We start from the raw sequence: 22,190 nt of genomic DNA, 5'->3' as shown, positions 1-22,190 counted from the left end.
CATACAGTTACAATACGTGTCCAGATAGATTATGTTTTGTCGCACACCACAAGTTACGCCGCTGCTTATCGTTAAGCCGATACCGTCGCAGCCTGCCCAATGTCCCTCGTGTCCCGATATGAAACGCGCCGCTGCGACAAGCTGTCAGCGATCGGGTTCCATTTGCGTGACGCATTGGAACCTGGCGAGGAAATGCAACCCGGCGACCGCGAGCGCGAACATGAACCAGACCGGGTTCTGCCGCTCGAGCAGGAAGGTCTCGGTCGTCCCGAAATACAGGCCGAACAGCCAGATGGTCAGGAACAGCTTACCCAGCGCGTGGCTACGGTTGTGGGCCTGGACCTGCTGGAAATTGCGCAGCGGCGCAACCACGAAGATGAGGACGACCAGCAGCAGGCCCGGCAGGCCGATGGTGACGGCGAGGTCGAGATAGCTGTTGTGGCTGTGGGCCGCCGTCACCGCCCATTCCGATCCCTGGGTGGTCTGCCGCTCCGTCACGCCGTCCCAGAACGCCGCATAACCGTGACCGGTGATCGGCTTTTCCGCAACCGCTGCGAGCGCAAACTCCCAAACTTCGGAACGGCCGGTGAAACTGGGATCGACCGGAAGCGCCCGCGTGATGCTGCCGAGCACCGGGCTCATGATGCTGCCAACCGTCAGCAGGTTCATCACGATCAGCGGCGCAAAGCAGATGATCCGCTTCAGCCACAGGCTCCGCGTGAGATAGACCAGCGATGCAAGGGCATAGATGGCAAGGCACAGCACCGACGACGTCTTGCCGCCGGTGAATACCAGGAAGATGCCGGCAAGCAGCGCGATAGCAGGCCCCATTACGAAGGAGCCCACGGCTGACAGGTAAATGCCAACATAGACCAGGATGGTCATGACTGGCGAGGCGATGTTCTTGTGGCCAAAACTGCCGCGCCAGTCGCCGGCAAGCTGCGGCTCGGTGATGTCGAGCGCGCTGTGGATCGAATATTGCGGGGCAAAGAGGACGCCGAGATAGCACACCACCAGCAGCACCAGCGCGGCGCCGCCGAGGCACAGATTGAAGCTCCGCTGTGTCGGCGGCAGCAGCGGCAGCAGGACGGCAAGCGTGGTTGCGCTGGCGGCGAGCACCAAGCGCTGGATCGAGACCTCGCGGCTCTCGGAAAATGCCAGATCGATCAGCATCCAACCGATCAGGCAGAGATGCAGCGGCGTGACCAGGCTTCTGAGCGAGGCCGCGTCGGTGGTGAGGGCGAACAGCACCGCGAGCACGGCCAGCAATCCGAACGAGATGTAGGTTGTCGCCAATCGTCCGCCGACGACGGTGGCGACGTCGGGGTTGCGCAAGTCTGGAAACGGATCGAGCGTTATCAGGACCAAAAGCAGGGCGGTGACGGCAACAAGGCAGCGCGCCGCGCTCACGACGCTGAACCTCGCCAGCTCGTCGCGCAGCGCATGGCCGAGCGAGCGGGCCTCGACGTCAGTCATGTCTGCGGCGCTGCAATCCATGCCTCAAGGCCGGGTGGGACGATGCGGGACCTCAGAGGTCTAGCCCATCCCCGTTAACCATCCGTCAACCAGCATGCCGGACGCGGCAGGAATCCGGCTCTGCCGTGCGACGCTGCGCGCGATCTCGTAATATTGCAGCGCGCGCTGCTCCAGCGTGAGATTGTCCAGGATGTAGCCGCGCGGATCGAATTTGCCCGCGGTGCAGCCGGCCCAGAAATCTGTCCAGCCGTCCTCGAAGCCGGCGCGGTCCGTGAATTTGAGCCCGCAGCGATCATCCCAATAGGGCACCGATGACACCGGCTCGAACTGCACCCGGTGCGGATAGTAGTCGGGATCCGGCCACGGGCCGCCGGGATCCCAGGCGAACACCGGCACACCGCAGGACAGCGCCTGCTGATAGGCAATGCCCTGGCTCTCGTTCTGGCACAGGAAGATCATCGCGCGCGAGTGCCGGAGCGCTGCTTGATAATCTTCCTCCTTGTAGCTGCCATAACGCAACTCGGTGAAGGAGCGACCTTCCTTGATCAGCCGCGCGCGAACCGGCTCGACCAGCTCCGGCACGTAGCGCTCGCGGTCCCAGCTGACCTTGTCGTAGAGGAGGACGTCGACGGTCTTCTCGCCCGGGCGCGACGGCGCCCACAAATCAGTGTCGATGCCGACCGGCCAGGCTTCGGTCTCCGGCCAATGGGCCCGGTACATCTCCGCATACCACGGACCGGGCACCAGGAATTTCCGGACTGGAAGCCGCTTGAACAGGTCGGGATCGTCCAACGGATGATTATAGGCACAAACGCCAAGCAGGATCGGGTTCTTCCATGCAAACTTGTCGAGCAGGAAGGCGCGACCGATGATGCAGGCAACTTCCTCGGGATACTGCGCGATGTAGCCGTAGTCGTTGACGCGATAGCGGATGCCGAGCCGGTCGAGCCCTGCACAGAGATTGAGGAACACGCGCAGCTGCCCGCTCATCCGCGGCTCGCCGAACAGCATCTTGCGCGCCATGCGACGCAGATGACGGTCGCCGGGAAACCAGCGATCGTCCTTGTCCTCGTAGAACAGGTTGAGGATCATGTCGTCGGGATCGTAGTCGAATGTCTTTGCGGGCACAGGGTCCGTCCGGGGCATCAAGATCTTCATTCTCGCTCGAGACCGGCTGCCGCACCTCTCGAAAGCAGTGACAGACTTAACGCCACACGTTTAACGCTAATCTACGAAACTGGCGACGCGACGGCCTTCGCAACAACGATTTGATCGTTATGTGGGTATCATCCGCGCCAGCTCAGAATTCGATTGCCGACAGCCTGGTTAACAGATCCTTAAACACGACGAGCCATCGCCTGACCCTCACCGACGCCACGCTCGATGCAGCGGCCGGCGCGCCCGCGGCGGCGGATGCGCGCGCGATGCCGCCTGTTGTTTCTGTCGTCATCCCCGCGAAGAATGCCGCGGCCTATATCGGCGAAACCATCGCAAGCGCGCTGGCGCAAGCCGATGTCACCGAGGTCATCGTCGTCGACGACGGCTCGACCGATGACACTGTGGCGATCGTCCAGGCCATCCGCGATCCACGGCTGCGTCTGACAGCGAACGACGCCAGCGGCGTGTCTGCCGCGCGCAACCTCGGCGCACGAGGCGCGCGCGGGGACTGGCTGATGTTCCTCGATGCCGACGATCGCCTGCGGCCCAATGCCGTGACGACGCTGCTGACGGCGGCGAAGGCCGCGCCGCGCGCGGTGCTGGTCTATGGCGACTACAACACGATCGACAGCGCAGGACAGGCGATCGGCCGCCGCGGCCTCCTGAAGGGACGTCTCAAGCCGTCCGATAACGTGCTGGAGCGCTTGGTCTGCGGCAATTTCATCGTCAATGGCGGCATCATGCTGGTTCGCGCGGACGCCTTCCGCGCCACCGGCGGCTTCGACGTCTCGCTCCGCTATTGCGAGGACTGGCATTGCTGGTGCCGCCTCGCCGCAACAGGCGAGTTCGCTTACGTACCGAAGCTTCTGCTCGACTATCGCCTGCACACCTCCAACACGATGAACGCCGCGGTGCGGACGCCGCAGGATTTCTTCCCGGCGGTCGCGCGCGTGTTCGACGATGAGTTGATCCTCAGCAAGCTGCCAGCCGGCGCTGCGCTCCGCTTGCGGCAGGCCGCGGAAATCCATCTCGTGACCTATGCGGCGACGCAGGCGGTCCGCTTCGGGAGATATCGCGAAGTGCATGCCTATCTCGGCATGGTCGGCCGGCGCTCGCTTAAGGCGCTACCGCGATCTGCCATCAGGATCGCTCTTTCATATTTTGGAATCTAGCGGCCGACGCGTCAGGAAACGATCTTCGAGGCCTCATAGGGCTTCGGATCGTAACCGAATGCCGCGAGAGCAGAACCGACGGCCACCAGCATCGGATGCATCGCGACGACCGCTTTCGATGACGTCAGCAGGCGAGCCGAGCGCACCAGCGACAGCGGCAGCCGTCCCAAGGTCTGCGCAAACACGCGCGCCCGCGCGCCCGCGCCCTGCGCGGCTTTGGACCGCACGCGATAGTTGATCACCCCGATGCGGAGGCTCCGTTTGGCGATCCAGCCGAGGCTGGTGCGGTTCTGCGGCACGGTCTCGGTGATGACGGCTTCCGCGATCCAGTGGAAGGTCATGCCGGCATTGCGGCCGCGATAGAAGAAATCGCAATCTCCCCCGCCAAGGAAATTGAAGCGCAGATCGAAGGCGGGGCTGCCGAGCCGCTCGAATGCCGCGCGCGTGATCACGCAATTGCCGCAGCCATAGATCAGCGGCACCGCACCGGTGTAGTCGTAGGCGGGACAGAACGCGGGATGGCACGCGAGCCAGGGTTGGCTGTCGTCGTCGAACACTGGCAGCACCGGTCCCCCGACCACGTCGGCACCGGTCGCCTCCGCAGTACGGACCATCAGCTCGAGCCAATCGGGCGAAGCGATCTCGTCGTCGTCGATCATCAGGAAACGGGTTGCGGCGGGAAACAGCGCCTGCGCCGTCTCGAACGCGGCGTTGATCGCCTGGCAATTGCCCTGCCGCTTCTCGACCAGGCAGATGCCCTGGAGCTTGCCGGAAGCGAGATACTCCGCGGCCACCGGCGCGCTCGCGCGCCCCACCGCGTCGTTCTCGACCATCACCACCGCGAAGGGGCGCGGAGTGCGCTGGTCGACGAGCGAGTCCAGCGTCAGCCGCAGATGCTGCGGGCGGCGGAAGCAGGGAATGCAGACGACGATGCCGACCGAGAGATCAATGACGCGCGAGCTCGCGGCGATCTCCCGGTTGGGATCGTGCAACGTTTCCGAGATCCGGCTGGCGGACAAATCGGTCGGGATCAGCGTCATGGCCTATTCAATGTCCGAGATTCATTGAGAAAGCCCTTTCATTGAAGAGCCCTGCATCGATCGCTGCTGTTCCAAGGCGACACGGTCGCGCGGGACAGATACGTCCCAAAATGAACGGGCCCGCTCCAGCGCTCAAACTGCACCGCGACGCTGATGTCCCGGCTATGACGCGATCATGCGCTTAACCGCTTTCGCGTGTTTTCCCTGCGAATTCCTGCGCGTGTGATACTGCAATTTGCAGTCCATCACCGGCCGACAGCGCAACATGGACAATGCCGTAGTTAACGCATGGATGCATTAACCTGACCGTAAGCACCGCGACCGGTGAAGGCGCGCGGCATCAGATTTGCTCTTCGGGCACGAGAGATTTTTCCTGTAAATTTGAATCGAACAAGCGCGGTTAGAAAACATGAACAAGCCAGCCACGATCGATTTCGCAACAGCGACCAGTGCTCCGGCGCACACCCAGGCCCTGCTCGACCTCGTCGCCGGCGAGGCTCGCGACAGCCTGCTCGGCGTTCACGAAGTGCTCCGCCGCGCGTTGCCGCAAGGCCGGCTTGCGATCTACGAGGCCGGTGGCGGCTCCTCGAGCTTCCTGCCCATCGACGTCCTGAGCCGCAGCCACGTCACCGTCGTCGACATCGACGAAGACCAGGTCCGCAACAACACCTACGCGGACGAGGCGATCCTCGGCGACGTGCAGACCTATCGCTTCGCGCCTGAAACCTTCGACGTCGTGATCTGCTACAACGTGATCGAACACCTGCCCGATGTCGAGGCGGCGCTCCTGAACTTCCGCGATGCGCTCAAGCGGGGCGGAATGATCCTGATCGGCGCGCCCAATCCGCGCTCGCTGTCCGGCGTCGTCACCAAATACTCGCCGCACTGGTTTCATGTCTGGTTCTACCGGAATATCCGCGGCATCAAGACCGCCGGTCTGCCCGGCGAGGCGCCGTTCCCGACCTTCTTCCATCCGCTGGTGACGCTGTCGAAGCTCGAAGCGTTCGCGGCCGCCCAGGGGCTGGAGACGATCTACCGCCGTGAGGTCGAGAGCCCGCGCTATCCCGAGATGCGCCAGCGCAAGCCGCTGTTCGCCGCCCTCGTCGACGCCGGCGCCGCTGTCATGAACGCCGTGCTTCCGCGCGACACCGACGTGCGCCGCGGCGACTATCACGTCATCCTGCGGAAGCGCTGACGGACATGCGCGCGCAGGCCGGCCAAGACGCTGTAAAGCCGCATGCGCGCACGCCGTTGGGGATGCACGGTAACGAACCGTTAATCACTGGGGGACCGACGCTGCCGAAACGTCACAACGACGCGGCAGATCGTGGCTCGCGCTTAAACGCTTTGTTTGCCATTTCGGTGAATAGTCCCTCAATGAGTATGGTTAATTTTCCCTGTTGCGTTGATTGCGCACCTATATCCCCGGTGCGAGGCGTAAAGCGAAGAGTAGCCCCTCAGCCCGCGGCCGTTGGAATGAAAGCTGGGGATTATGCTCGACTATAACCAGCCGATCGACCGGGCCAGACATCCGACGATGTCGGAGGCCCCGCAGCGGAAGTCCGAGGCCAGCTTCAACGGGCTGGAGCTCGTCAGTCTCCTATGGCGACGCAAGATTGCGATCGGCGCCGCGGCGCTGATCGGCGCGTGCCTCGCCGTCACCGTCGGCAAGAGCCTGACACCCCGCTACACCGCGATCGCCCAGCTTTATGTCGACCCGCGCGAGCTTCAGCTCGTCGATCGCGAGCTCACACCGCGCGCGCAGGACGTCTCCGGCATGTCCATGGTGGTGGAGAGCCAGGCGCGCCTGATCACTTCCAACAGCGTGCTGCTGCAGCTGATCCAGCAGGCCAATCTCGACAAGGATCCGGAATTCGGCGGCGGCGGCGATACCAAGACCTTGATGACGTCGCTGCTGGGCCTGATCGGCCTTCAGCCGCGCGCGCTGTCCGCGGCTGACATCAAGGACGTGCAGCTTGCGGCGCTCGACGCGCTGAACAAGCACATCACGATCCGAAAGGGCGACAAGAGCTTCATCGTCGACATCGAGGTCTGGTCGACCGATCCCGCGAAGGCAGCGATGCTCGCCAATACGCTGACCAACACCTACCTCACGGACTCGCGCAATTCGCAGGCGCTGGCGGCGCGGCGCGCCACCAGTGAATTGTCTGGCCGGCTGAAGGAGTTGCGCGAGCGGCTGCGCAACGCCGAGACCGCGCTTGCGACCTACAAGGCACAGAACAATTTCGTCGGCACCCAGGACTCGCTGATCAGCGATCAACAACTCTCCAATAGCAACCAGCGGCTGTCCGCGGCCCGCGCGGCGACGATGGACGCGCAGGCGCGGCTGGACCAGATCGAGGCGAACAAGCGGACCGCTGCGGATGCAGGCGCCATTCCCGAAGCCCTGCAGTCGCCGACGATCGCGAACCTCCGCGCGCAATATGCCGACGCCCGCAAGAAATATGCGGAGCAGACCGCCGAGCTCGGCCCGCGGCACCCGGCGCTGCGGCAGACCGAGAAGCAGGTCGAGGATCTCAAGCGCACCATCAGCGAGGAGATCGAGCGCTTTGCGCTGTCCGCCAAGAACGATCTGACCCGCGCCCGCGACTACGAGGCGTCGCTCAACCGGGCGCTGGAAGTCCAGAAGCGGCAGAGCGTGCAGCTCAGCCAGGCCGCCGTGCGCCTGCGCGAGCTCGAGCGCGAGGCCGACGCCAGCCGCGACGTCTATCAATCCTTCCTCAAGCGCTCACGCGAAACCGAGGAGCAGGAGACCCTGAACACGTCGGCGGCCCGCGTCATCGGCGAGGCCACGGTGCCGCAACGCCGCTCGTTCCCGCCGGCGATGAGCCTGTTCGCCATGATCGGCTTCATGTTCGGCGCGCTTGCCGCCGCCTCCTGGTTCGTCGCGGCCGAGCATCTGATCAACGGCGCGACCGCCCCCGAACCGAGCCGCCGCGAGCGCACGCCCGCGCCGGATCTTACGAGACCTCAGCCCGAAGCCGCTGCGCCTCCACCTGCGCTCGCGCTGGTCGAGAAACCGCTAATCGCCCGCCTTCAGGAGGCCGACGTGATCCGCACGCTCGGCGCCATTCTCGCGACCGGCAGCGGCGTCGATCTGACCCGCGTCGGCTGGCCGACGCTGCGCCCCGGATTTCCGCTGACGACGCTGCTCAACGCCTTGCGCGACATGCGTGCGGCGATGGCCCGGCGCGCCGGCGGCAAGACCATGCCGGTGATGGCACTGGTCGGCGCCGGTGATACCACCGGGCGCAGCGTGACCGCGCTGAATTTCGCGCTCGCAGCCGCGCGCGACGGCAGCCGCGTGCTGATGATCGACGCCGACCATCAGGCGCACACGCTCTCGAACAGGATCAACCGTCCTGGCAAGAGCGAGCCGACCAAGCTTGGCTGGCTCTCGATCGGCAGCAAGGCCGCGCGCGAGATCAAGACCGTCAACGGCATCTCGGTGCTGCCGGCGACCGAGAACGATGCCGGCAAGGCCGCTGACGCGATCCGCAAGGCAATCGCACAGGCGCGTTCGGCCGGCGGCTATGACCTCGTCATTCTCGACGGCCCCGCGATGCCGCTCTCGACCGCAGGACGCAAGCTGCTCGACAGCGCCGACGCGCTGGTGGCGGTGCTGCCGACCAACCTCGACATCAACGACAGCATGGAAGAAATTCTGGCCGCGCTCGGCGGTGCCCAGCGCAAGCTCGTCGGCGTCGTGCTCGACGAGCTCACCCCTGCAACTCAAACGCGCCAGCGAGGCAAACAATATGCTTGAGCGCCGCGTCAATCTGGACGGCCGGGCCGCGACCGCCGAGGTGCCACGGATCACCGTCGGCGGCCTTCGCATGGCCGCACTCGACCTGGAAGCCACCGCAGATTTCATGATCGAGGCGACCGATCCACGTCATCGCATCGGCCGCCCGTTGTACCTGACTTCGGCCAATGGCGAAGTGCTGGCGCGCTGCTCGACAGAACCGCAGACCGATCGCCTTTTCCGTGCCGCCGATCTGATCAATGCCGACGGCCAGCCGCTGGTGACTGCGTCAAGACTGCAGTCATGGTTTCCGCTGCCGGAGCGAGTGGCCACCACGGACCTGTTCCATGTCGTCGCGCGGAAGGCGGAAGTCACTGGCCGCAGCTTCTACATGCTTGGCGCCAGCGAGGAGGAGAACGCCGCGGCAGTCAGGAAAGTCCAGAACCTGTATCCGAAGCTCAAGATCGTTGGATACAGCCATGGCTATCTCCGTGGCGACGCGTTGCGCGCCAAAGTCGAGGAGATCAATGCACTTGCGCCGGATTGCCTGTGGGTCGCGCTCGGCGTGCCCAACGAGCAGGCCTTTGTCGAGGAATACACGCCGCTGCTGACCAATGTCGGCGTCATCAAGACCTCGGGCGGCCTGTTCAACTTCCTGTCGGGCAGCCGCTCTCGCGCGCCGCAATGGATGCAGAGGATCGGTCTCGAATGGGCCTGGCGCACCTGGCTCGAGCCGCGTCGCCTGTTGTGGCGCTATTTGACCACCAACCCCCGCGCGATCTATCTTCTCTTCGGCCGCAAGCGGCCCCTCAATCGCTAAGAAGAGTACCGTTAAGCAACCGCTGCCGTCAGACGACAGCGCGATTCAGCCGCAGCGCCACGGCTTGGTTGAGGGCCGGGTCCGTCTCCGGCTGGAGTGGCGGCGAGACGGACAACTCCACCGGCCGCAGCAATTCGGCCATCTGCTTCGCCGGCAGCGGCTTGGCGATCAGGAAACCCTGCATCTCGTCGCAGCCATGGGTGCGCAGGAAAGCCTCCTGCTCGGCGTTCTCGACGCCCTCGGCGACCACGGTCATGCCGAGCGCCTTGCCCATGCTGATGATCGCCTGCGCGATCGCCTGGTCTTCCAAATCGTGCGGCAGGTCACGCACGAAGGAGCGGTCGATCTTGATGGTGTCGATCGGGAAGTGCTTCATCAGCGACATCGACGAATAACCGGTGCCGAAATCGTCGATGGCAAGCCGGATGCCGCGGCTCTGAATGGCGTCGAGCACTTTCAGCGCGCGTCCGACATTCCGCATCATCATGCTCTCGGTGACCTCGAACTGGAGCAGCACCGGCGACATGCCGGAGGCAGCCAGGGCCTCGTCGACGTCCTGCAACAGATGTTCGTCGGCAAACTGCCGCGGTGACAGGTTCACCGCCATCGACAGCGGCAGCAGGCCGCGGCGCTGCCAGGCCATGGCCTGAGCGCAGGCCTCGTTCAACACCCAGCGGCCGATCGGCACGATCAGGCCAGTCTCCTCCGCAAGCGGAATGAACTGCGCTGGCGAGACGTTGCCGAGATCGGGGTGGTTCCAGCGCAACAGCGCTTCCACGCCGGTGATCTGGCCGGTCTCCATGTCGACCTTGGGCTGATAATTCAGCGCGAACTGCTCGCGCTCCAGCGCCCGGCGCAGCGCGCTTTCGAGCGACAGCCGCTCGATCGACTGCGTCTTCACTTCCTTGGAGAAGAACCGATAGCCGTTCTTGCCGTCTTCTTTGGCGAGATACATCGCCATGTCGGCGTTCTTGGTCAGCGTCTGCGCGTCGGCGCCGTTGGCCGGATACATCGCGATGCCGATCGAGGCCGTGGTGTGACACTCATGGCCGGCAAGTTCCATCGGCTTGGCGAGCACGGCGAGCAGTTCGGTCGAGATGCGCTGGACATCGTCGATCTCGCCGCACCGGTCGAGGATCACCACGAATTCGTCGCCGCCGAGCCGCGCCACCGCGTCGCTCTCTCGCAACGTGTTGCGTAAGCGGTCGGCGACTTCGAGCAGGAGCAGATCGCCGGCCTCATGACCGAGCGAATCGTTGATGACCTTGAATCGATCGAGGTCGATGAACAGTACCGCAAAACGGTGGTCGTGGCGCTGCGCGGAATCGATCGCCCCGCGCAACAGAGCGTTGAAGGTCTCGCGGTTCGGCAAATTTGTCAGGCTATCGTGCGAGGCCAGATACTCGATCCGCTCGTCGGCCTTGTTCTTCTCGTCGGCGCGGTCAAAATTCTCCATCGCGAAGGAGACATTTTCGGCCAGACGCTTCAGCAGCTCGACGAACTCGTCCGTGAAAGTGCCGGGCTCGGTCGACATGTAGATCATGACGCCGACCGCCTGCTCGTGCACGACCAACGGGAAGGCTGCGCCCGATCGCGCGCCGTCTCCGCGGACAACGGCGTGGAAGGCGCGGACGCGATCGTCATTGAGATAGTCGTTGCTGATGCACGGCTGGCGGGTGCGGAACGCCGTGCCGCTCATCCCGCGCCCCTCGGGACGTTCGGGGTCGATGGAGAGACGAACGCTGCGCGTGGTGTCGGCGGACGGCCCGGCAGCGGCCACGATCTCGAGCTGGTCGCTGCCGGCCTTCGCCAGCGCAATGGTCGTCGAGTTGAATTTGGCGCCGTTCGATGCAGCGAGGCAGACGAGGTCGAACAGCTCGGCGCGCGTCTTGGCCCGCATGATCGCCTCGTTGGTGGCGCTCAGCGCCGCGAACATGCGCGTCAGCCGCTCCTTCTGCGCCTCGGTGCGGGCCTTCTCCTCGGCGCGGTCGAAATTGTCGAGTGCGAAGGAGACGTTCTCGGCCAGGCGTCCGAGCAGCTCGACGAGGTCGGGCGTGAACGCGTCTTGCTCGGGAGCGTGGAAAAGCAAGATGCCGATCGGCTCGCGGCCGGCGCGCAGAAGCGGGAAGCTCGCCGCCGCGAGAGTACCATCCTCGGCCGCCTTGGCGCGCCAATGCTCCGATCTGGAATCGTTCATATAGTCGTTCATGACGCAGGGCCGCCGGGTCCGGATCGAGGTCCCGATCAAGCCGCGGCCTTCGGGGTGATCGGCCGAGATGGCGCAGGCTCGCCCGATCATCCGCTCATGCATGCGGCCCTTGCAAGCGGCGACCCGAACGAACTCGCGATCCGGATCCATGATGCCGATCGTCGCCGAGCCAAACACGCCGCCCAGCACCGCCGCCTGGCACGCCGCCTCGAACAGTTCCTCGCGGGTCTTGGCCCGCATGATGGCTTCGTTGGTGGCGCTGAGCGCCTGGAACATGCCGCTGAGCCGGTCCTTCTGCTTTTCGGCACGGGCTTTCTGCTCGGCGCGATCAAGGCTCTCGAGGGCGAAGGACACATTCTTGGCCAGTCGGTCCAGCAGTTCGAGGAGCTCGGGCGTGAATGTGCCCGCTTCAAGCGAGTTGAAAATGAACACGCCCTCCGCACGCTCGCCATTGAGCAGCGGCAACACAGCCGAGGACTTGATCCCCGTGCTGCGGATGCTCTCCTGCCAGGGCTTGCACCGCTCGTCGACCCGGAGGTCGTTGCTGACACAGGGCTGCCTGGTTCGGAACGCCGTTCCGGTCAGGCCCCTCCCCTCGGCGACCTTCTCCGTGGTCAGGAATACAAGGCTGCGCATTTCCTTGGCGTTCGGGCCGGCACAGGCTGCGACCCGGAGCAGTTCGTCCCCGCTGTCGGCGAGCGCAATCGTGGTCGAGCCAAACTTGGCGCCGTGCACCGAGGCTTCGCAGACCAGATCGAACAGCTCGGCGCGCGACCGGGCGCGCATGATGGCTTCGTTGGTCTCGCAGAGCGCGGCATACATCCGCGCCAGGCGTTCCTCTTCCTCGGCGATCAACGCCTTCTCCTGATCGCGGTCGAAGTTCTCGACCGCGAATGAAACGTTCTCCGTGATGCGCAGCAGCAGCGCGACGACCTCTTCGTCTTTCGCCCACGCCTTGCTGACGAAGAAGAAGATCACTCCGACGCTGGCTCCGCGCTTGATCAGCGGTGTCGCCACGCAAGCGACCGCCCCGGCGTTGACGTTGGCCTTCTCCCATGCCGTTGCCTTGGTGCGGCCGGCGAGATCATCTTCGACGATCGGCCTTTGCGTTCGGAAGACCTGGCCGGAAATGCCCTTGCCATAGGCGTTCTCCGGATCGATCGAATAGCGCGCCTGCCTGATCAGATCGAGGTTTTGCCCGGTAGCGGCAACCGGCGTCAACCAATGCGAGTTCGGCTCACGCAGCAGAACGAAAGTGGCAAGCGATTTGCCGCTATGGACCGCCGCATCGCAGACGCGCTGGTACAAGTCCAGTTCAGTCTTTGCGTGCAGGATCGCTTCGTTTGTGGCGCTCAGCGCACCGAACATGCGGTTGAGCCGGCGCGTCGCGCGTTCGCCGGTCTGCCGGGCGGCCTCGCTCGCAAAATTGTCGAGCGCGTAGGAGATGTTCGCCGACATGCGCTCGAACAGCGACACCATCGCGGCGTCCAACGAGCCGGCCTCACTGCGAGTCACGAAGAGAACACCGACGCTCTTGCCGTTGCAGAGCAGCGGCAGCGCCGCCGCCGCGCCGATACCAGCCCTGGTTGCACCTTCGCGCCAGGCCAGCGAGCGCGGATCGTTCAGAAAATCATTGCTGATACAGAGCTTCTGGCTGCGAAACGCTTCGCCGCCGACGCCGGAGCCCTCCGGCGTGCCGGCAACCGTGGTGATCTCGATCGCGCGCAGGCGCGGCACGTCGTCGCCACAGCCCGCCGCAAAGCGCAGTCGATGGCCATCCGGCTCCACCAGGAACACGGCAACGGCCATGAAGTCCCCACTCGAAAACCCGGCGTCGCAGACCATCTGGTGCAGCTCGTCGGGTGATTTCGCATAGAGGATCGCTTCATTGATGGCGCTCAGCGCCGCAAAGGTGCGCGCGAGTGTCGTCGGCACGATCGTAGCTCCCGGGCATTTCTGCCGATTTCTCCCGGGTGCTTTATGAACGGGGATCGCCTAAGTGGTCGTTATTGCGGGTTGAAAACCGCCGATCAAAGTGAACGAGCTGCGAATGACGAGCGCGAAACTACCGGGAATACCGCCGCTCGGGAGGCATCTACGACCAAAGGCGCGCTCTCTTTACGAATTTGCAGCCCTGTATTGGTTTACGGGAGATTGATATCGCAACCCCGCTTTGAGACGATGGCGTCCAACGAGCAGCCCATCAAGGGCACATAGCCGAGGGAACGCCATGCCCATCGTCAAGGCCGGACACATCGTCCCCGGCGCCAAATGGACCATCGTCCAGGAATCGCCGACCACGACCGTTATCGACGGCCATTGGGGTTGCTTCGGCGTCGAGCCGACGGGACGGCACAATGACGGGTGCTTCATGGCGGTGTTCAACGTCGCCGCATTCCGCCCGCTGAAAGAATTCCAGCGCGAGGTCGCAGAGTTCGCGCAATACCTGAAATCGACGCCGCCGTCCGAGGGTAGCGGAGGCGTCTACTATCCCGGCGAGATCGAGGGCATGCGGGAGCAGCAACGCCTGCGCGACGGCATCGAGGTCGAGGATGCGACTTGGGAGAAACTACGCGCGCTGGCACGCGAATACAGGCTCGACACCGTGCTCGATCTGGCCTGAGGCAATTCGGAGAACAGCAGCATGAATCGGCAGATGGTCCTGGTCGGCTTCCTTCAGGCGCAGAACTGCACGAACTTGCCGAGCTCGTGGCGGCATCCGGACTCGCGCGCCGATTCGATGTCGGCGGACTATTATCAGGAGATCGCGAGGATTCTCGAAGCCGGCAAATTCCACATGGCGTTCTTCGACGATCGCCTTGCCATGCCGGACCGCTACGGCAACGACCACGCCCACACCGTCGAATACGGAATCCGCTGCGTGAAGATGGATCCGCTGATCGTGCTGACCACGATGGGCATGGTCACCGACAAGCTCGGGCTCGGCGCGACCTGCTCGACCACATACTATGAGCCCTTCGACGTCGCCCGCCGTTTTGCCACGCTCGATCTGATGTCGGGCGGACGCGCGGGCTGGAACGTCGTGACCTCGCTCAACGATGGCGAGGCCCTCAACATGGGGCGGGACTCCCATCCCGAACATGATTCCCGCTACGACAAGGCCGACGAATTCATGGAGGTCGTGCTCGGTCATTGGGACACGTGGGAAGATGGCGCGCTCATCATGGACAAGGCGAGCGGCCGCTTCGCCGATCCGAGCAAGGTGAAGCGGCTCGATCACAAGGGACCAGCCTTCAAGTCGCGGGGCCCGTTCACCGTGCCGCGCTCGGACCAGGGCCATCCCGTGATCATCCAGGCCGGCGCATCCGGCCGCGGCCAGCGTTTTGCCGGCCGATGGGGCGAAGTCATCTTCACGGCCGCGCGCAATCTGGCCGGCGCCAAGGAAGGCTACGCCTCCGTGCGCAACGAGGCCGCGAAAGCCGGCCGCGATCCGGAGCAGATGTTCCTCTGCAATCTGACGACGCCGGTCTGCGCTGCGACCAGGGCGGAAGCCGAGGACAAGATGGCGCTGATCAACAAGCTGCCGATCGAGATCGACGCGCTGTCGCTGCTCGCCGAAGCGCTCAATTACGACTTCGCCTCCAAGGATCTCGATGCGCCGCTGACGACGGACGAGCTGAAGAGCATGCAGGGCATTCTGGGCATCCGCGACGGCGTGCTGAAGAATTCCGGCAAGAGCAATCCGAGTGCGCGCGACTTCGTCACCTTCTCAGGTCGCGGCCAGGTGCATGATGCCATGGTCGGCGGCCCCAAGGAGATCGCCGACAAGCTGGAGGAGATGTTCGTCGAGCGCGGCTGCGACGGCTTTGTCATCGCCGCAACCTATGTGCCCGGCTCGTACGCGGACTTCGTGCAACATATCGTGCCGGAATTGCAGCGGCGCGGGCTGTTCCAGAAGGCGTATCGCGGCAAGACATTGCGGGAAAATCTCGGGCTGAAGCGGCCGGCCGCCGGCGCCTGGAAAGTGCTGCCGCGCGACGCCGCCGAATAACAACGAGGACAAGACATGCGCTGGCTGAAGTTCACCGCCTCCGGCAAAACCTCCTGGGGCAGGGTCGAAGGCGACCAGGTGATCGCGGTCGACGGCGATCCGCTCAGTGAATGGCAGCGCACCTCGCGCACCCATCCGCTGAGCGACGTGAAGATCGAGCTGCCGCTGATCCAAGCGCGGTAGTCGCCGCGGGATCAACCCGAGCAAACGCCGACCCGAATCGAGATCAGCCTGCGGCCGACCGGCTCTTCACATGGTCGATGAAGGCGCGCAGCTTCGGCATGATTTGCCGATGGCCTGGATAATACAGGAACACACCCGGCGTCATCTGCGAGAATTGCTCCAGCACGCGGACGAGCCTTCCCGCTGTGATGACGCCGGTGGCCAATGGTGCGGGCACTTGCGCAAGACCCACGCCTTCGATCGCAGCTCCAAGCATCGTCGGATAATCGTAGGCAATGAAAGGGCCCGACACCGCAATCTCGACCGAACGGCCATTGTCGGTAAGCAACCATGATGCGAGCGCGCCGCTCGATCGCCGCAATCGCAAGCAGGCGTGCGCGCGCAGATCGTCCGGATGCTCGGGCCGGCCGGCACGGGCAAGATAAGCGGGGCTGCCGACGACGATGAGCGGTAGCGGCTTGGTCAGCCGCACCGCAATCATGTCGGGGGTGATGAACTGGCCCATCCTGATGCCGGCATCAAAGCCGCCGGCGGCGAGGTCGACAAGTTCCTCGCTTGCCGCAAGCTCTACCTCGATTTCCGGATAAGCTTGGCAGAACGAGGCGATCACCGGCTCGAGCAGGATAGGGACGACCGAACGCGGCACGGTCAGGCGCAGCAGCCCGGCCGGTCGCTGACCGAGCTCACGCGCCGCCCCGCTTGCTGCGACGAGTTCCTCGAAGGCCGGTCTCGCGCGCGCGAAGAATCTCTCGCCGGCTTCGGTCAGACCAACACTACGGGTCGTGCGGATGAAGAGCGCAGCCCCGACACGCGCCTCAAGCGCCCGGACCGCCTGACTGATCGCCGAGGGCGTGACGCCGAGTTCGGCGGCGGCCCGCCGGAAACTGCGGTGCTGGGCGACGCTGAGGAACGCCTCGACACCGTCGAGCGCTCCCTGCCTGACTGTGAAGTTCTGCTTCATAGCCTGTCAACATTATCGCGAATAGTCGCCCACGGAAAGACGCCCTAAATCCAGATTGCAAATGAGCCGCACCGGAGAAGCGAAACCGATGAAGGCAATCCGCAACGCCGTCCTGACACTCGCCCTCATACTGACAGGTGTTACCGCCATGACCGAACCATCCGCTGCCCAGGCACAAGCGCCATCCCCCACGACCACCGGGGTCATGGTCATCCTGACCGCCAAGGCTGGCATCACACGCGAACAGATCATGGCCGTCATGCCTGATGAAATCAGGCAGACCGTCCAGCTCTATCTCACCGGAAAGGTCCGTGAATGGTATTCGCGGTCCGACGGGCGGGGCGCCGTCTTCCTGCTGGATGCCAGGGATGATGCCGAAGCACACGCGATCATGGATGCCTTGCCGCTCGCCAAGCAGGATCTCATCGACCACGAATACATCGCCGTGGGCCCGCTCATGCCACTCCGCCTGCTCATGACGAAACCCTGACCGGCCGCAGGCCTCGCCCCCATCCGACCGGGCGAACCATGACAAGGACATCCGAACGTGCCACCGGGCTTCAACCTTCCATTCGTCCTCAGTGTCGCAGGCGCCTTGCTGACAAGCGCGGTGGTGGCCTCCGTCTATGTTTGGCCCTTTGTCCGTGCGATGCCGCGCCCTGACGCCCTGAGGCTTCTCGCAGCCTTCCATGCGTTCCGCTTCCTGGGGATGAATTTCATGGTCGCCGGGTTCGTCTCCCCGGAGTTGAGCCCGGATTTCGCCAGCGAAGTCGGATGGGGAGATCTCATCGCCGCCAGTCTCGCACTCATCTCAATGGCGGCGCTCTCCAGGCGATGGTCGATCGCCATTCCGATGGTCTGGATCTTCAACGTCTGGGGTACGCTCGATCTCCTGAACGCATATTACGTGGGCGCGACGAAGATTCAGAATCCCGGCCTGTTCGGCGCCGGCATTTATATCCCCGCCCTTTACGTACCTTTGCTGCTGGTCGGCCACGTTCTCGTCTTCATGCTTCTGCTGAGGCCCGGATCGGAAGCACAGAGATCGTGACGCAACAGGCGGACCGCAGTCTGCGGCGTGCCGACGGAGAGGCCGATCGCGACGCGCCAGCATGGAGGAATGCCGATGAGTACTGATACGGTTTCCGCTGGCGCGGTTACGCCGCATCCTGCATAGCTCAGTGCCGTAGGGTGGGCAAAGCGAAGCGTGCCCACCGCATTCGTGATCGAGGTGACATGGTGGGCACGGCGCAAGAGCGCCTTTGCCCACCCTACGGCACTTCCCGCATCTCAAAACGGCAGCGCCACGCTCGTCTTGATCTCCTTCAGCACCACATTGCTGCGGACGTAGCGGATGCCGGGAATGCGGAACATGAACTCGTCGAGGAAGCGGTTGTAGGCCGCCATGTCCTGCACGACGACGCGCAAATGATAATCCGCATCGCCCGTGGTCGCAAAACACTCCAGCACTTCGCGACGCGTGGTGACGCGCGAGACGAACTCGTCGACGAATTTGGCGTCGTGCCGTTCCAGCGAAACGTGGAGGATGGCGGACATCGCAAAGCCCGCCTGCTCGCGCGCGACCAGCGCCGCATAGCCGCGGATGACGCCGCTGTCCTCGAGCGCACGCACCCGGCGCCAGCAGGCCGAGGTCGACATGCCGACCTCGTCAGCGAGCTGCTGGTTGGTGGCACGGCCGTCCTGCTGGAGGTGAGCGAGAATCCGCGTGTCCTGATCTTCAATCATCGAGAGCCCTCAAGTCGATAAAATCTACCTGATTTCGATCTATTATACAAAATTCTACCGAATCTGTGCCCATAGCGGGATAAATAGGTAAGACCTACCAGCGCCCCAGGGCCTAACCTTGGCCTATTCGGCAGGATGCCGCGCGAGGTCCGCCATGGACGCCATTTCGTCACTCGACGCCTACGAACTCTCCGACCGCTACGACCGCGAGGACGGCCGCGTCTTCCTCACCGGCACGCAAGCGATCGTCCGCATCGCGCTCGACCAGATCAGGCGCGACCGCGCCGCGGGGCTCGACACCGCCGGCTTCATCTCCGGTTATCGCGGTTCGCCGCTCGGCGGCATCGATCTCGAACTGTGGCGCATCCAGCAGCGATTGAGGCAGGACCGCATCGAATTCCTCCCCGCCGTGAACGAGGACCTCGCGGCAACCGCGGTGCTCGGCTCGCAGCAGGTCGAAACCCAGGCCGACCGCGAGGTCGATGGCGTGTTCGGGCTCTGGTACGGCAAGGGCCCCGGCGTCGATCGCTCCGGCGACGCGCTCAAGCACGGTAATGCCTACGGCTCGTCGCCGCACGGCGGCGTGCTGGTGGTCGCCGGCGACGACCATGGCTGCGTGTCGTCCTCAATGCCGCACCAGTCCGACGTCGCCTTCATGAGCTGGTTCATGCCGACGCTGCACCCCGCAAGCGTCAGCGAGTATCTCGAATTCGGCGAGTACGGCTACGCGCTGAGCCGCTTCTCCGGCATGTGGGTCGGCTTCAAGGCGATCTCGGAGATCGTCGAGTCAGGCGCATCCGTCGCGCTACGCCCGCCGCGCCTCTTCCGCACGCCCGACTTCACCCCGCCGCCAGGCGGACTGCACTATCGCTGGCCCGATCTGCCGGGCCCGCAGATCGAGGAGCGGCTGGAAGCGAAGAAGCACGCGGTCTACGCCTTTGCCAAAGCCAATCCGATCGATCGCCATATCTACGACATTCCAAACGCCACCTACGGCATCGTCACCACAGGCAAGGCGCATCTCGATCTGATGGAAGCGCTGCGGCTGATGGGTCTCGATGAAGCCGCCTGCCGCAGCATCGGCATCGATATCTACAAGGTCGGCATGGTCTGGCCGCTGGCGCTGCACGACGCCATGGACTTCGTGAATGGCAAGCGCGAGATCCTCGTGGTCGAGGAGAAGCGCGGCATCATCGAGAGCCAGTTCAAGGAATATTTCTACGACTATCCCGGTGCAAAACCCGAGCGGATGGTCGGCAAGCACGACGAAACCGGCGCGCGGCTGATCTCCTGGATCGGCGAATTGTCACCGCGCGCGCTGGCGTCCGTGCTCGCCCGCAGGCTCGATCCGATGTTTCCAGGCCTCAATCTTGCCGCGCGCGCCGCGTCACTGCTGCCGGAAGCCGAGCGCACGATCAACGTGTCGGGCGCGACGCGTACGCCCTATTTCTGCTCCGGATGTCCGCACAACATTTCGACAAAAGTGCCCGAGGGATCGAAGGCGCTGGCCGGCATCGGCTGCCATTTCATGGCGAGCTGGATGGACCGTGAGACCTCGTCGCTGATCCAGATGGGTGGCGAAGGCGTGAACTGGGCCGCGTCGTCACGGTTCACCGGCCACAAGCACATCTTCCAGAATCTCGGCGAAGGCACCTACTACCATTCCGGCTCGATGGCGATCCGGCAGGCGATCGCAGCAAAGGCCAACATCACCTACAAGATCCTGTTCAACGACGCCGTCGCCATGACCGGCGGCCAGCCGGTCGACGGCCCCATCAGCGTGCAGGCCATCGCACACAGCGTGCGCGCCGAAGGCGTGGCCCGCATCGCGCTGGTGTCGGACGATCCTGCCCAATTCTTGCCGGCGGATCTGCCCGATGGCGTCACCATCCACCCGCGCGAGGAGATGGACGCCATCCAGCGCGAGCTGCGCGAAATCTCCGGCGTTTCGGTGCTGATCTACCAGCAGACCTGCGCCACCGAGAAGCGGCGCCGGCGCAAACGTGGACAGATCGCCGATCCCAAACGCTTTGCCTACATCAATGATCTCGTCTGCGAGGGATGCGGCGACTGCTCGGTCGAGTCCAACTGCCTGAGCGTCGAGCCGAAGGAGACGCCGTTCGGTCGCAAGCGTCAGATCAATCTGTCGGCGTGCAACAAGGATTTTTCCTGCCTCAACGGCTTTTGCCCGAGCTTTGTCACCGTCGAAGGCGCGGCGCGCCGAAAGAAGAGCGCAAGCCAGATCGATGCAATCGGTCGCGCGGCCACGCTCCCCCTCCCCGCTCCCGCCACGCTCGATCGTCCCTACGATCTGCTCGTGACTGGCGTCGGCGGCACCGGCGTGATCACGGTCGGCGCGCTGATCGGGATGGCCGCGCATCTGGAACGAAGCGGCGTCTCGGTGCTGGATTTTACCGGCTTTGCGCAGAAATTTGGCCCGGTGCTGAGCTACATCCGCCTCGCTTCAAGTCCCGAGGCGCTGCACCAGGTCCGGATCGACCAGGGCGCGGCCGATGCGTTGATCGGCTGCGACCTCGTCGTCAGCTCCTCGCCGAAGGCGTCCGGCACCTATCGCCGCGGCACGCGCGCTGCAATCAACACCGCGGAGATGCCGACCGGCGACGTCGTCCGCTTCCGCGACGCCGATCTCGCCACCCCCGCCCGCCTGCGCGCGATCGGCCGCGTCATCGGCAACGACAATCTCGACAGCATCAATGCCAATGCATTGGCCGAACGCCTGCTCGGCGATGCCGTCTATGCCAACATCATCATGCTCGGCTTTGCCTGGCAGCGTGGATTGGTGCCGATTTCGCGGTCGGCGCTGCTGCGCGCGATCGAGCTCAACGGCGTCGCGGTCGAGCGCAACAAGCAGGCTTTTGCCTGGGGTCGGCTCGCCGCCGCCGATCCGGACTTTTTGCCGAAGGCGAACGAGACGCCGAAGGCCGAGACGCTCGACCAGCTCATCGCCCGGCGCGCCGATTTCCTCACCGCCTATCAGGATGGGGCTTATGCTGGGCGCTATCGAGCACTGGTCGCAAAAGTTCGTGCTGCCGAAGCCGCCCTCAACAGCGAGGCCCTGACCGAGGCCGTCGCCCGCGCCCTCTTCAAGCTGATGGCGTACAAGGACGAGTACGAGGTCGCGCGCCTGCATATGCAGACCGGCTTTGTCGACGAGCTGAAGCGCGAGTTCGAGGACGGCTTCAGCGTCCAGTATCATCTCGCCCCACCGTTCCTGCCATCCAAGCACGACGCCCGCGGCCGCCCACGCAAGCGCGCCTTCGGTCAGTGGATCCAGACGCCGCTCGCCATGCTGGCGCGGCTGAAGGGGTTGCGCGGGACGCCGTTCGATCCGTTCGGCTACACCGCCGAACGGCGCGCCGAGCGGGAGCTGATTGTCTGGTATGAAGGCCTGATCGAACGGATACTAGGCCAGCTCGATCCAGGACATCTGCCCGAGCTCATCGCAATCGCCAAAGCCCCGATGGAAATCCGCGGCTACGGGCCGGTGAAGGACATCGCGATTGCGAAGGTGAAACCCGAGGTCGAGCGGCTGCTCGCCGGTCTGACCGAATCTTCGCCGGCAAAGATGCGCGCCTACGGTTGACGTCGCGCCAGCGAGGATCCAGCCTCCCGGTTGGAAGAGGCTC

The 22,190-nt window shown here is 64.3% G+C and carries 14 protein-coding genes and 2 pseudogenes; 10 read left to right on the top strand and 6 right to left on the bottom strand.

The features are described 5' to 3' along the window. Positions 1 to 144: 144 nt before the first annotated feature. Together ACP2YP_RS05980 and ACP2YP_RS05975 are read right to left on the bottom strand one after the other, a co-directional pair. Positions 145 to 1,497, bottom strand: coding sequence for an O-antigen ligase family protein (locus ACP2YP_RS05980; protein WP_426422954.1), 1,353 nt, complete (start codon positions 1,495 to 1,497; stop codon positions 145 to 147). A gap of 39 nt (positions 1,498 to 1,536) precedes the next feature. Then, the gene (locus ACP2YP_RS05975) at positions 1,537 to 2,622 is read right to left on the bottom strand and encodes a glycosyltransferase (protein ID WP_426422953.1); all 1,086 of its coding nucleotides are present in this window, start codon (positions 2,620 to 2,622) and stop codon (positions 1,537 to 1,539) included. Between the two features lie 278 nt (positions 2,623 to 2,900). Between ACP2YP_RS05975 and ACP2YP_RS05970 the strand changes: the two genes are divergently transcribed. Further along, positions 2,901 to 3,806: a glycosyltransferase gene (locus ACP2YP_RS05970; RefSeq protein WP_426426056.1), complete on the top strand. Its 906-nt coding sequence runs from the start codon at positions 2,901 to 2,903 to the stop codon at positions 3,804 to 3,806. A gap of 11 nt (positions 3,807 to 3,817) precedes the next feature. Here ACP2YP_RS05970 and ACP2YP_RS05965 read toward each other — a convergent pair whose 3' ends face one another. Continuing rightward, positions 3,818 to 4,846 carry a glycosyltransferase family 2 protein gene (locus ACP2YP_RS05965; RefSeq protein ID WP_426422951.1) on the bottom strand — a complete coding sequence of 343 codons (1,029 nt, stop codon included), beginning with the start codon at positions 4,844 to 4,846 and terminating at the stop codon, positions 3,818 to 3,820. 409 nt (positions 4,847 to 5,255) lie between these two features. Here ACP2YP_RS05965 and ACP2YP_RS05960 point away from each other — a divergent pair, with 409 nt between their 5' ends. The 3 genes from ACP2YP_RS05960 to ACP2YP_RS05950 all read left to right on the top strand — a co-directional run bounded on the left by ACP2YP_RS05960 (position 5,256) and on the right by ACP2YP_RS05950 (position 9,432). Next, on the top strand, positions 5,256 to 6,041 hold the full coding sequence (locus ACP2YP_RS05960) for a class I SAM-dependent methyltransferase (protein ID WP_426422950.1): 786 nt from the start codon (positions 5,256 to 5,258) through the stop codon (positions 6,039 to 6,041). Between the two features lie 297 nt (positions 6,042 to 6,338). Further along, positions 6,339 to 8,633, top strand: coding sequence for an exopolysaccharide transport family protein (locus ACP2YP_RS05955; RefSeq protein WP_426422948.1), 2,295 nt, complete (start codon positions 6,339 to 6,341; stop codon positions 8,631 to 8,633). Beyond that, positions 8,626 to 9,432 carry a WecB/TagA/CpsF family glycosyltransferase gene (locus ACP2YP_RS05950; RefSeq protein ID WP_426422947.1) on the top strand — a complete coding sequence of 269 codons (807 nt, stop codon included), beginning with the start codon at positions 8,626 to 8,628 and terminating at the stop codon, positions 9,430 to 9,432. Before ACP2YP_RS05955 ends, ACP2YP_RS05950 begins: the two co-directional genes overlap by 8 nt. Positions 9,433 to 9,460: 28 nt before the next feature. Here ACP2YP_RS05950 and ACP2YP_RS05945 read toward each other — a convergent pair whose 3' ends face one another. Continuing rightward, entirely contained in the window at positions 9,461 to 13,576 is a 4,116-nt protein-coding gene (locus ACP2YP_RS05945) for a bifunctional diguanylate cyclase/phosphodiesterase (protein WP_426422945.1), read from the bottom strand. Between the two features lie 394 nt (positions 13,577 to 13,970). Between ACP2YP_RS05945 and ACP2YP_RS05940 the strand changes: the two are divergent. The 3 genes and pseudogenes from ACP2YP_RS05940 to ACP2YP_RS05930 all read left to right on the top strand — a co-directional run. Continuing rightward, positions 13,971 to 14,264, top strand: a pseudogene (locus tag ACP2YP_RS05940) (Ldh family oxidoreductase); the annotation flags it as partial. Between the two features lie 21 nt (positions 14,265 to 14,285). After that, positions 14,286 to 15,653, top strand: a complete 1,368-nt coding sequence (locus ACP2YP_RS05935) for an LLM class flavin-dependent oxidoreductase (protein ID WP_426422943.1) — start codon at positions 14,286 to 14,288, stop codon at positions 15,651 to 15,653. 15 nt (positions 15,654 to 15,668) lie between these two features. Then, positions 15,669 to 15,824: pseudogene (locus tag ACP2YP_RS05930) on the top strand (DUF2437 domain-containing protein); the annotation flags it as partial. Between the two features lie 55 nt (positions 15,825 to 15,879). Here ACP2YP_RS05930 and ACP2YP_RS05925 read toward each other — a convergent pair. Continuing rightward, the gene (locus ACP2YP_RS05925) at positions 15,880 to 16,797 is read right to left on the bottom strand and encodes a LysR family transcriptional regulator (RefSeq protein ID WP_426422941.1); all 918 of its coding nucleotides are present in this window, start codon (positions 16,795 to 16,797) and stop codon (positions 15,880 to 15,882) included. Between the two features lie 61 nt (positions 16,798 to 16,858). Between ACP2YP_RS05925 and ACP2YP_RS05920 the strand changes: the two genes are divergently transcribed. Both ACP2YP_RS05920 and ACP2YP_RS05915 read left to right on the top strand, forming a co-directional pair. Then, on the top strand, positions 16,859 to 17,287 hold the full coding sequence (locus tag ACP2YP_RS05920; protein ID WP_426422939.1) for a hypothetical protein: 429 nt from the start codon (positions 16,859 to 16,861) through the stop codon (positions 17,285 to 17,287). Positions 17,288 to 17,407: 120 nt separating this feature from the next. Next, positions 17,408 to 17,848 (top strand): hypothetical protein, encoded by a 441-nt coding sequence (locus tag ACP2YP_RS05915; protein WP_426422937.1) that lies wholly within the window; start codon positions 17,408 to 17,410, stop codon positions 17,846 to 17,848. 239 nt (positions 17,849 to 18,087) lie between these two features. Here ACP2YP_RS05915 and ACP2YP_RS05910 read toward each other — a convergent pair whose 3' ends face one another. Beyond that, complete coding sequence (locus ACP2YP_RS05910) at positions 18,088 to 18,543, bottom strand: Lrp/AsnC family transcriptional regulator (RefSeq protein ID WP_426422935.1); 456 nt, start codon at positions 18,541 to 18,543, stop codon at positions 18,088 to 18,090. 154 nt (positions 18,544 to 18,697) lie between these two features. Between ACP2YP_RS05910 and ACP2YP_RS05905 the strand changes: the two genes are divergently transcribed. Then, positions 18,698 to 22,147, top strand: coding sequence for an indolepyruvate ferredoxin oxidoreductase family protein (locus ACP2YP_RS05905; protein ID WP_426422934.1), 3,450 nt, complete (start codon positions 18,698 to 18,700; stop codon positions 22,145 to 22,147). Positions 22,148 to 22,190: the final 43 nt, after the last annotated feature.

Source organism: Bradyrhizobium genosp. A (assembly GCF_049949275.1).
In the GTDB taxonomy this organism is placed as follows: Bacteria; Pseudomonadota; Alphaproteobacteria; order Rhizobiales; family Xanthobacteraceae; genus Bradyrhizobium.
Note: the sequence above shows the minus strand (reverse complement) of the source record. Positions and strands in the feature narration are given on the sequence as shown.

Bases quoted from the DNA above. Each gene is read 5' to 3' on its own strand.
- ACP2YP_RS05980 (WP_426422954.1), bottom strand. From the start codon at position 1,497: ATGGATTGCAGCGCCGCAGACATGACTGACGTCGAGGCCCGCTCGCTC.
- ACP2YP_RS05975 (WP_426422953.1), bottom strand. From the start codon at position 2,622: ATGCCCCGGACGGACCCTGTGCCCGCAAAGACATTCGACTACGATCCC.
- ACP2YP_RS05970 (WP_426426056.1), top strand. From the start codon at position 2,901: ATGCCGCCTGTTGTTTCTGTCGTCATCCCCGCGAAGAATGCCGCGGCC.
- ACP2YP_RS05965 (WP_426422951.1), bottom strand. From the start codon at position 4,846: ATGACGCTGATCCCGACCGATTTGTCCGCCAGCCGGATCTCGGAAACG.
- ACP2YP_RS05960 (WP_426422950.1), top strand. From the start codon at position 5,256: ATGAACAAGCCAGCCACGATCGATTTCGCAACAGCGACCAGTGCTCCG.
- ACP2YP_RS05955 (WP_426422948.1), top strand. From the start codon at position 6,339: ATGCTCGACTATAACCAGCCGATCGACCGGGCCAGACATCCGACGATG.
- ACP2YP_RS05950 (WP_426422947.1), top strand. From the start codon at position 8,626: ATGCTTGAGCGCCGCGTCAATCTGGACGGCCGGGCCGCGACCGCCGAG.
- ACP2YP_RS05935 (WP_426422943.1), top strand. From the start codon at position 14,286: ATGAATCGGCAGATGGTCCTGGTCGGCTTCCTTCAGGCGCAGAACTGC.
- ACP2YP_RS05925 (WP_426422941.1), bottom strand. From the start codon at position 16,797: ATGAAGCAGAACTTCACAGTCAGGCAGGGAGCGCTCGACGGTGTCGAG.
- ACP2YP_RS05920 (WP_426422939.1), top strand. From the start codon at position 16,859: ATGAGCCGCACCGGAGAAGCGAAACCGATGAAGGCAATCCGCAACGCC.
- ACP2YP_RS05910 (WP_426422935.1), bottom strand. From the start codon at position 18,543: ATGATTGAAGATCAGGACACGCGGATTCTCGCTCACCTCCAGCAGGAC.
- ACP2YP_RS05905 (WP_426422934.1), top strand. From the start codon at position 18,698: ATGGACGCCATTTCGTCACTCGACGCCTACGAACTCTCCGACCGCTAC.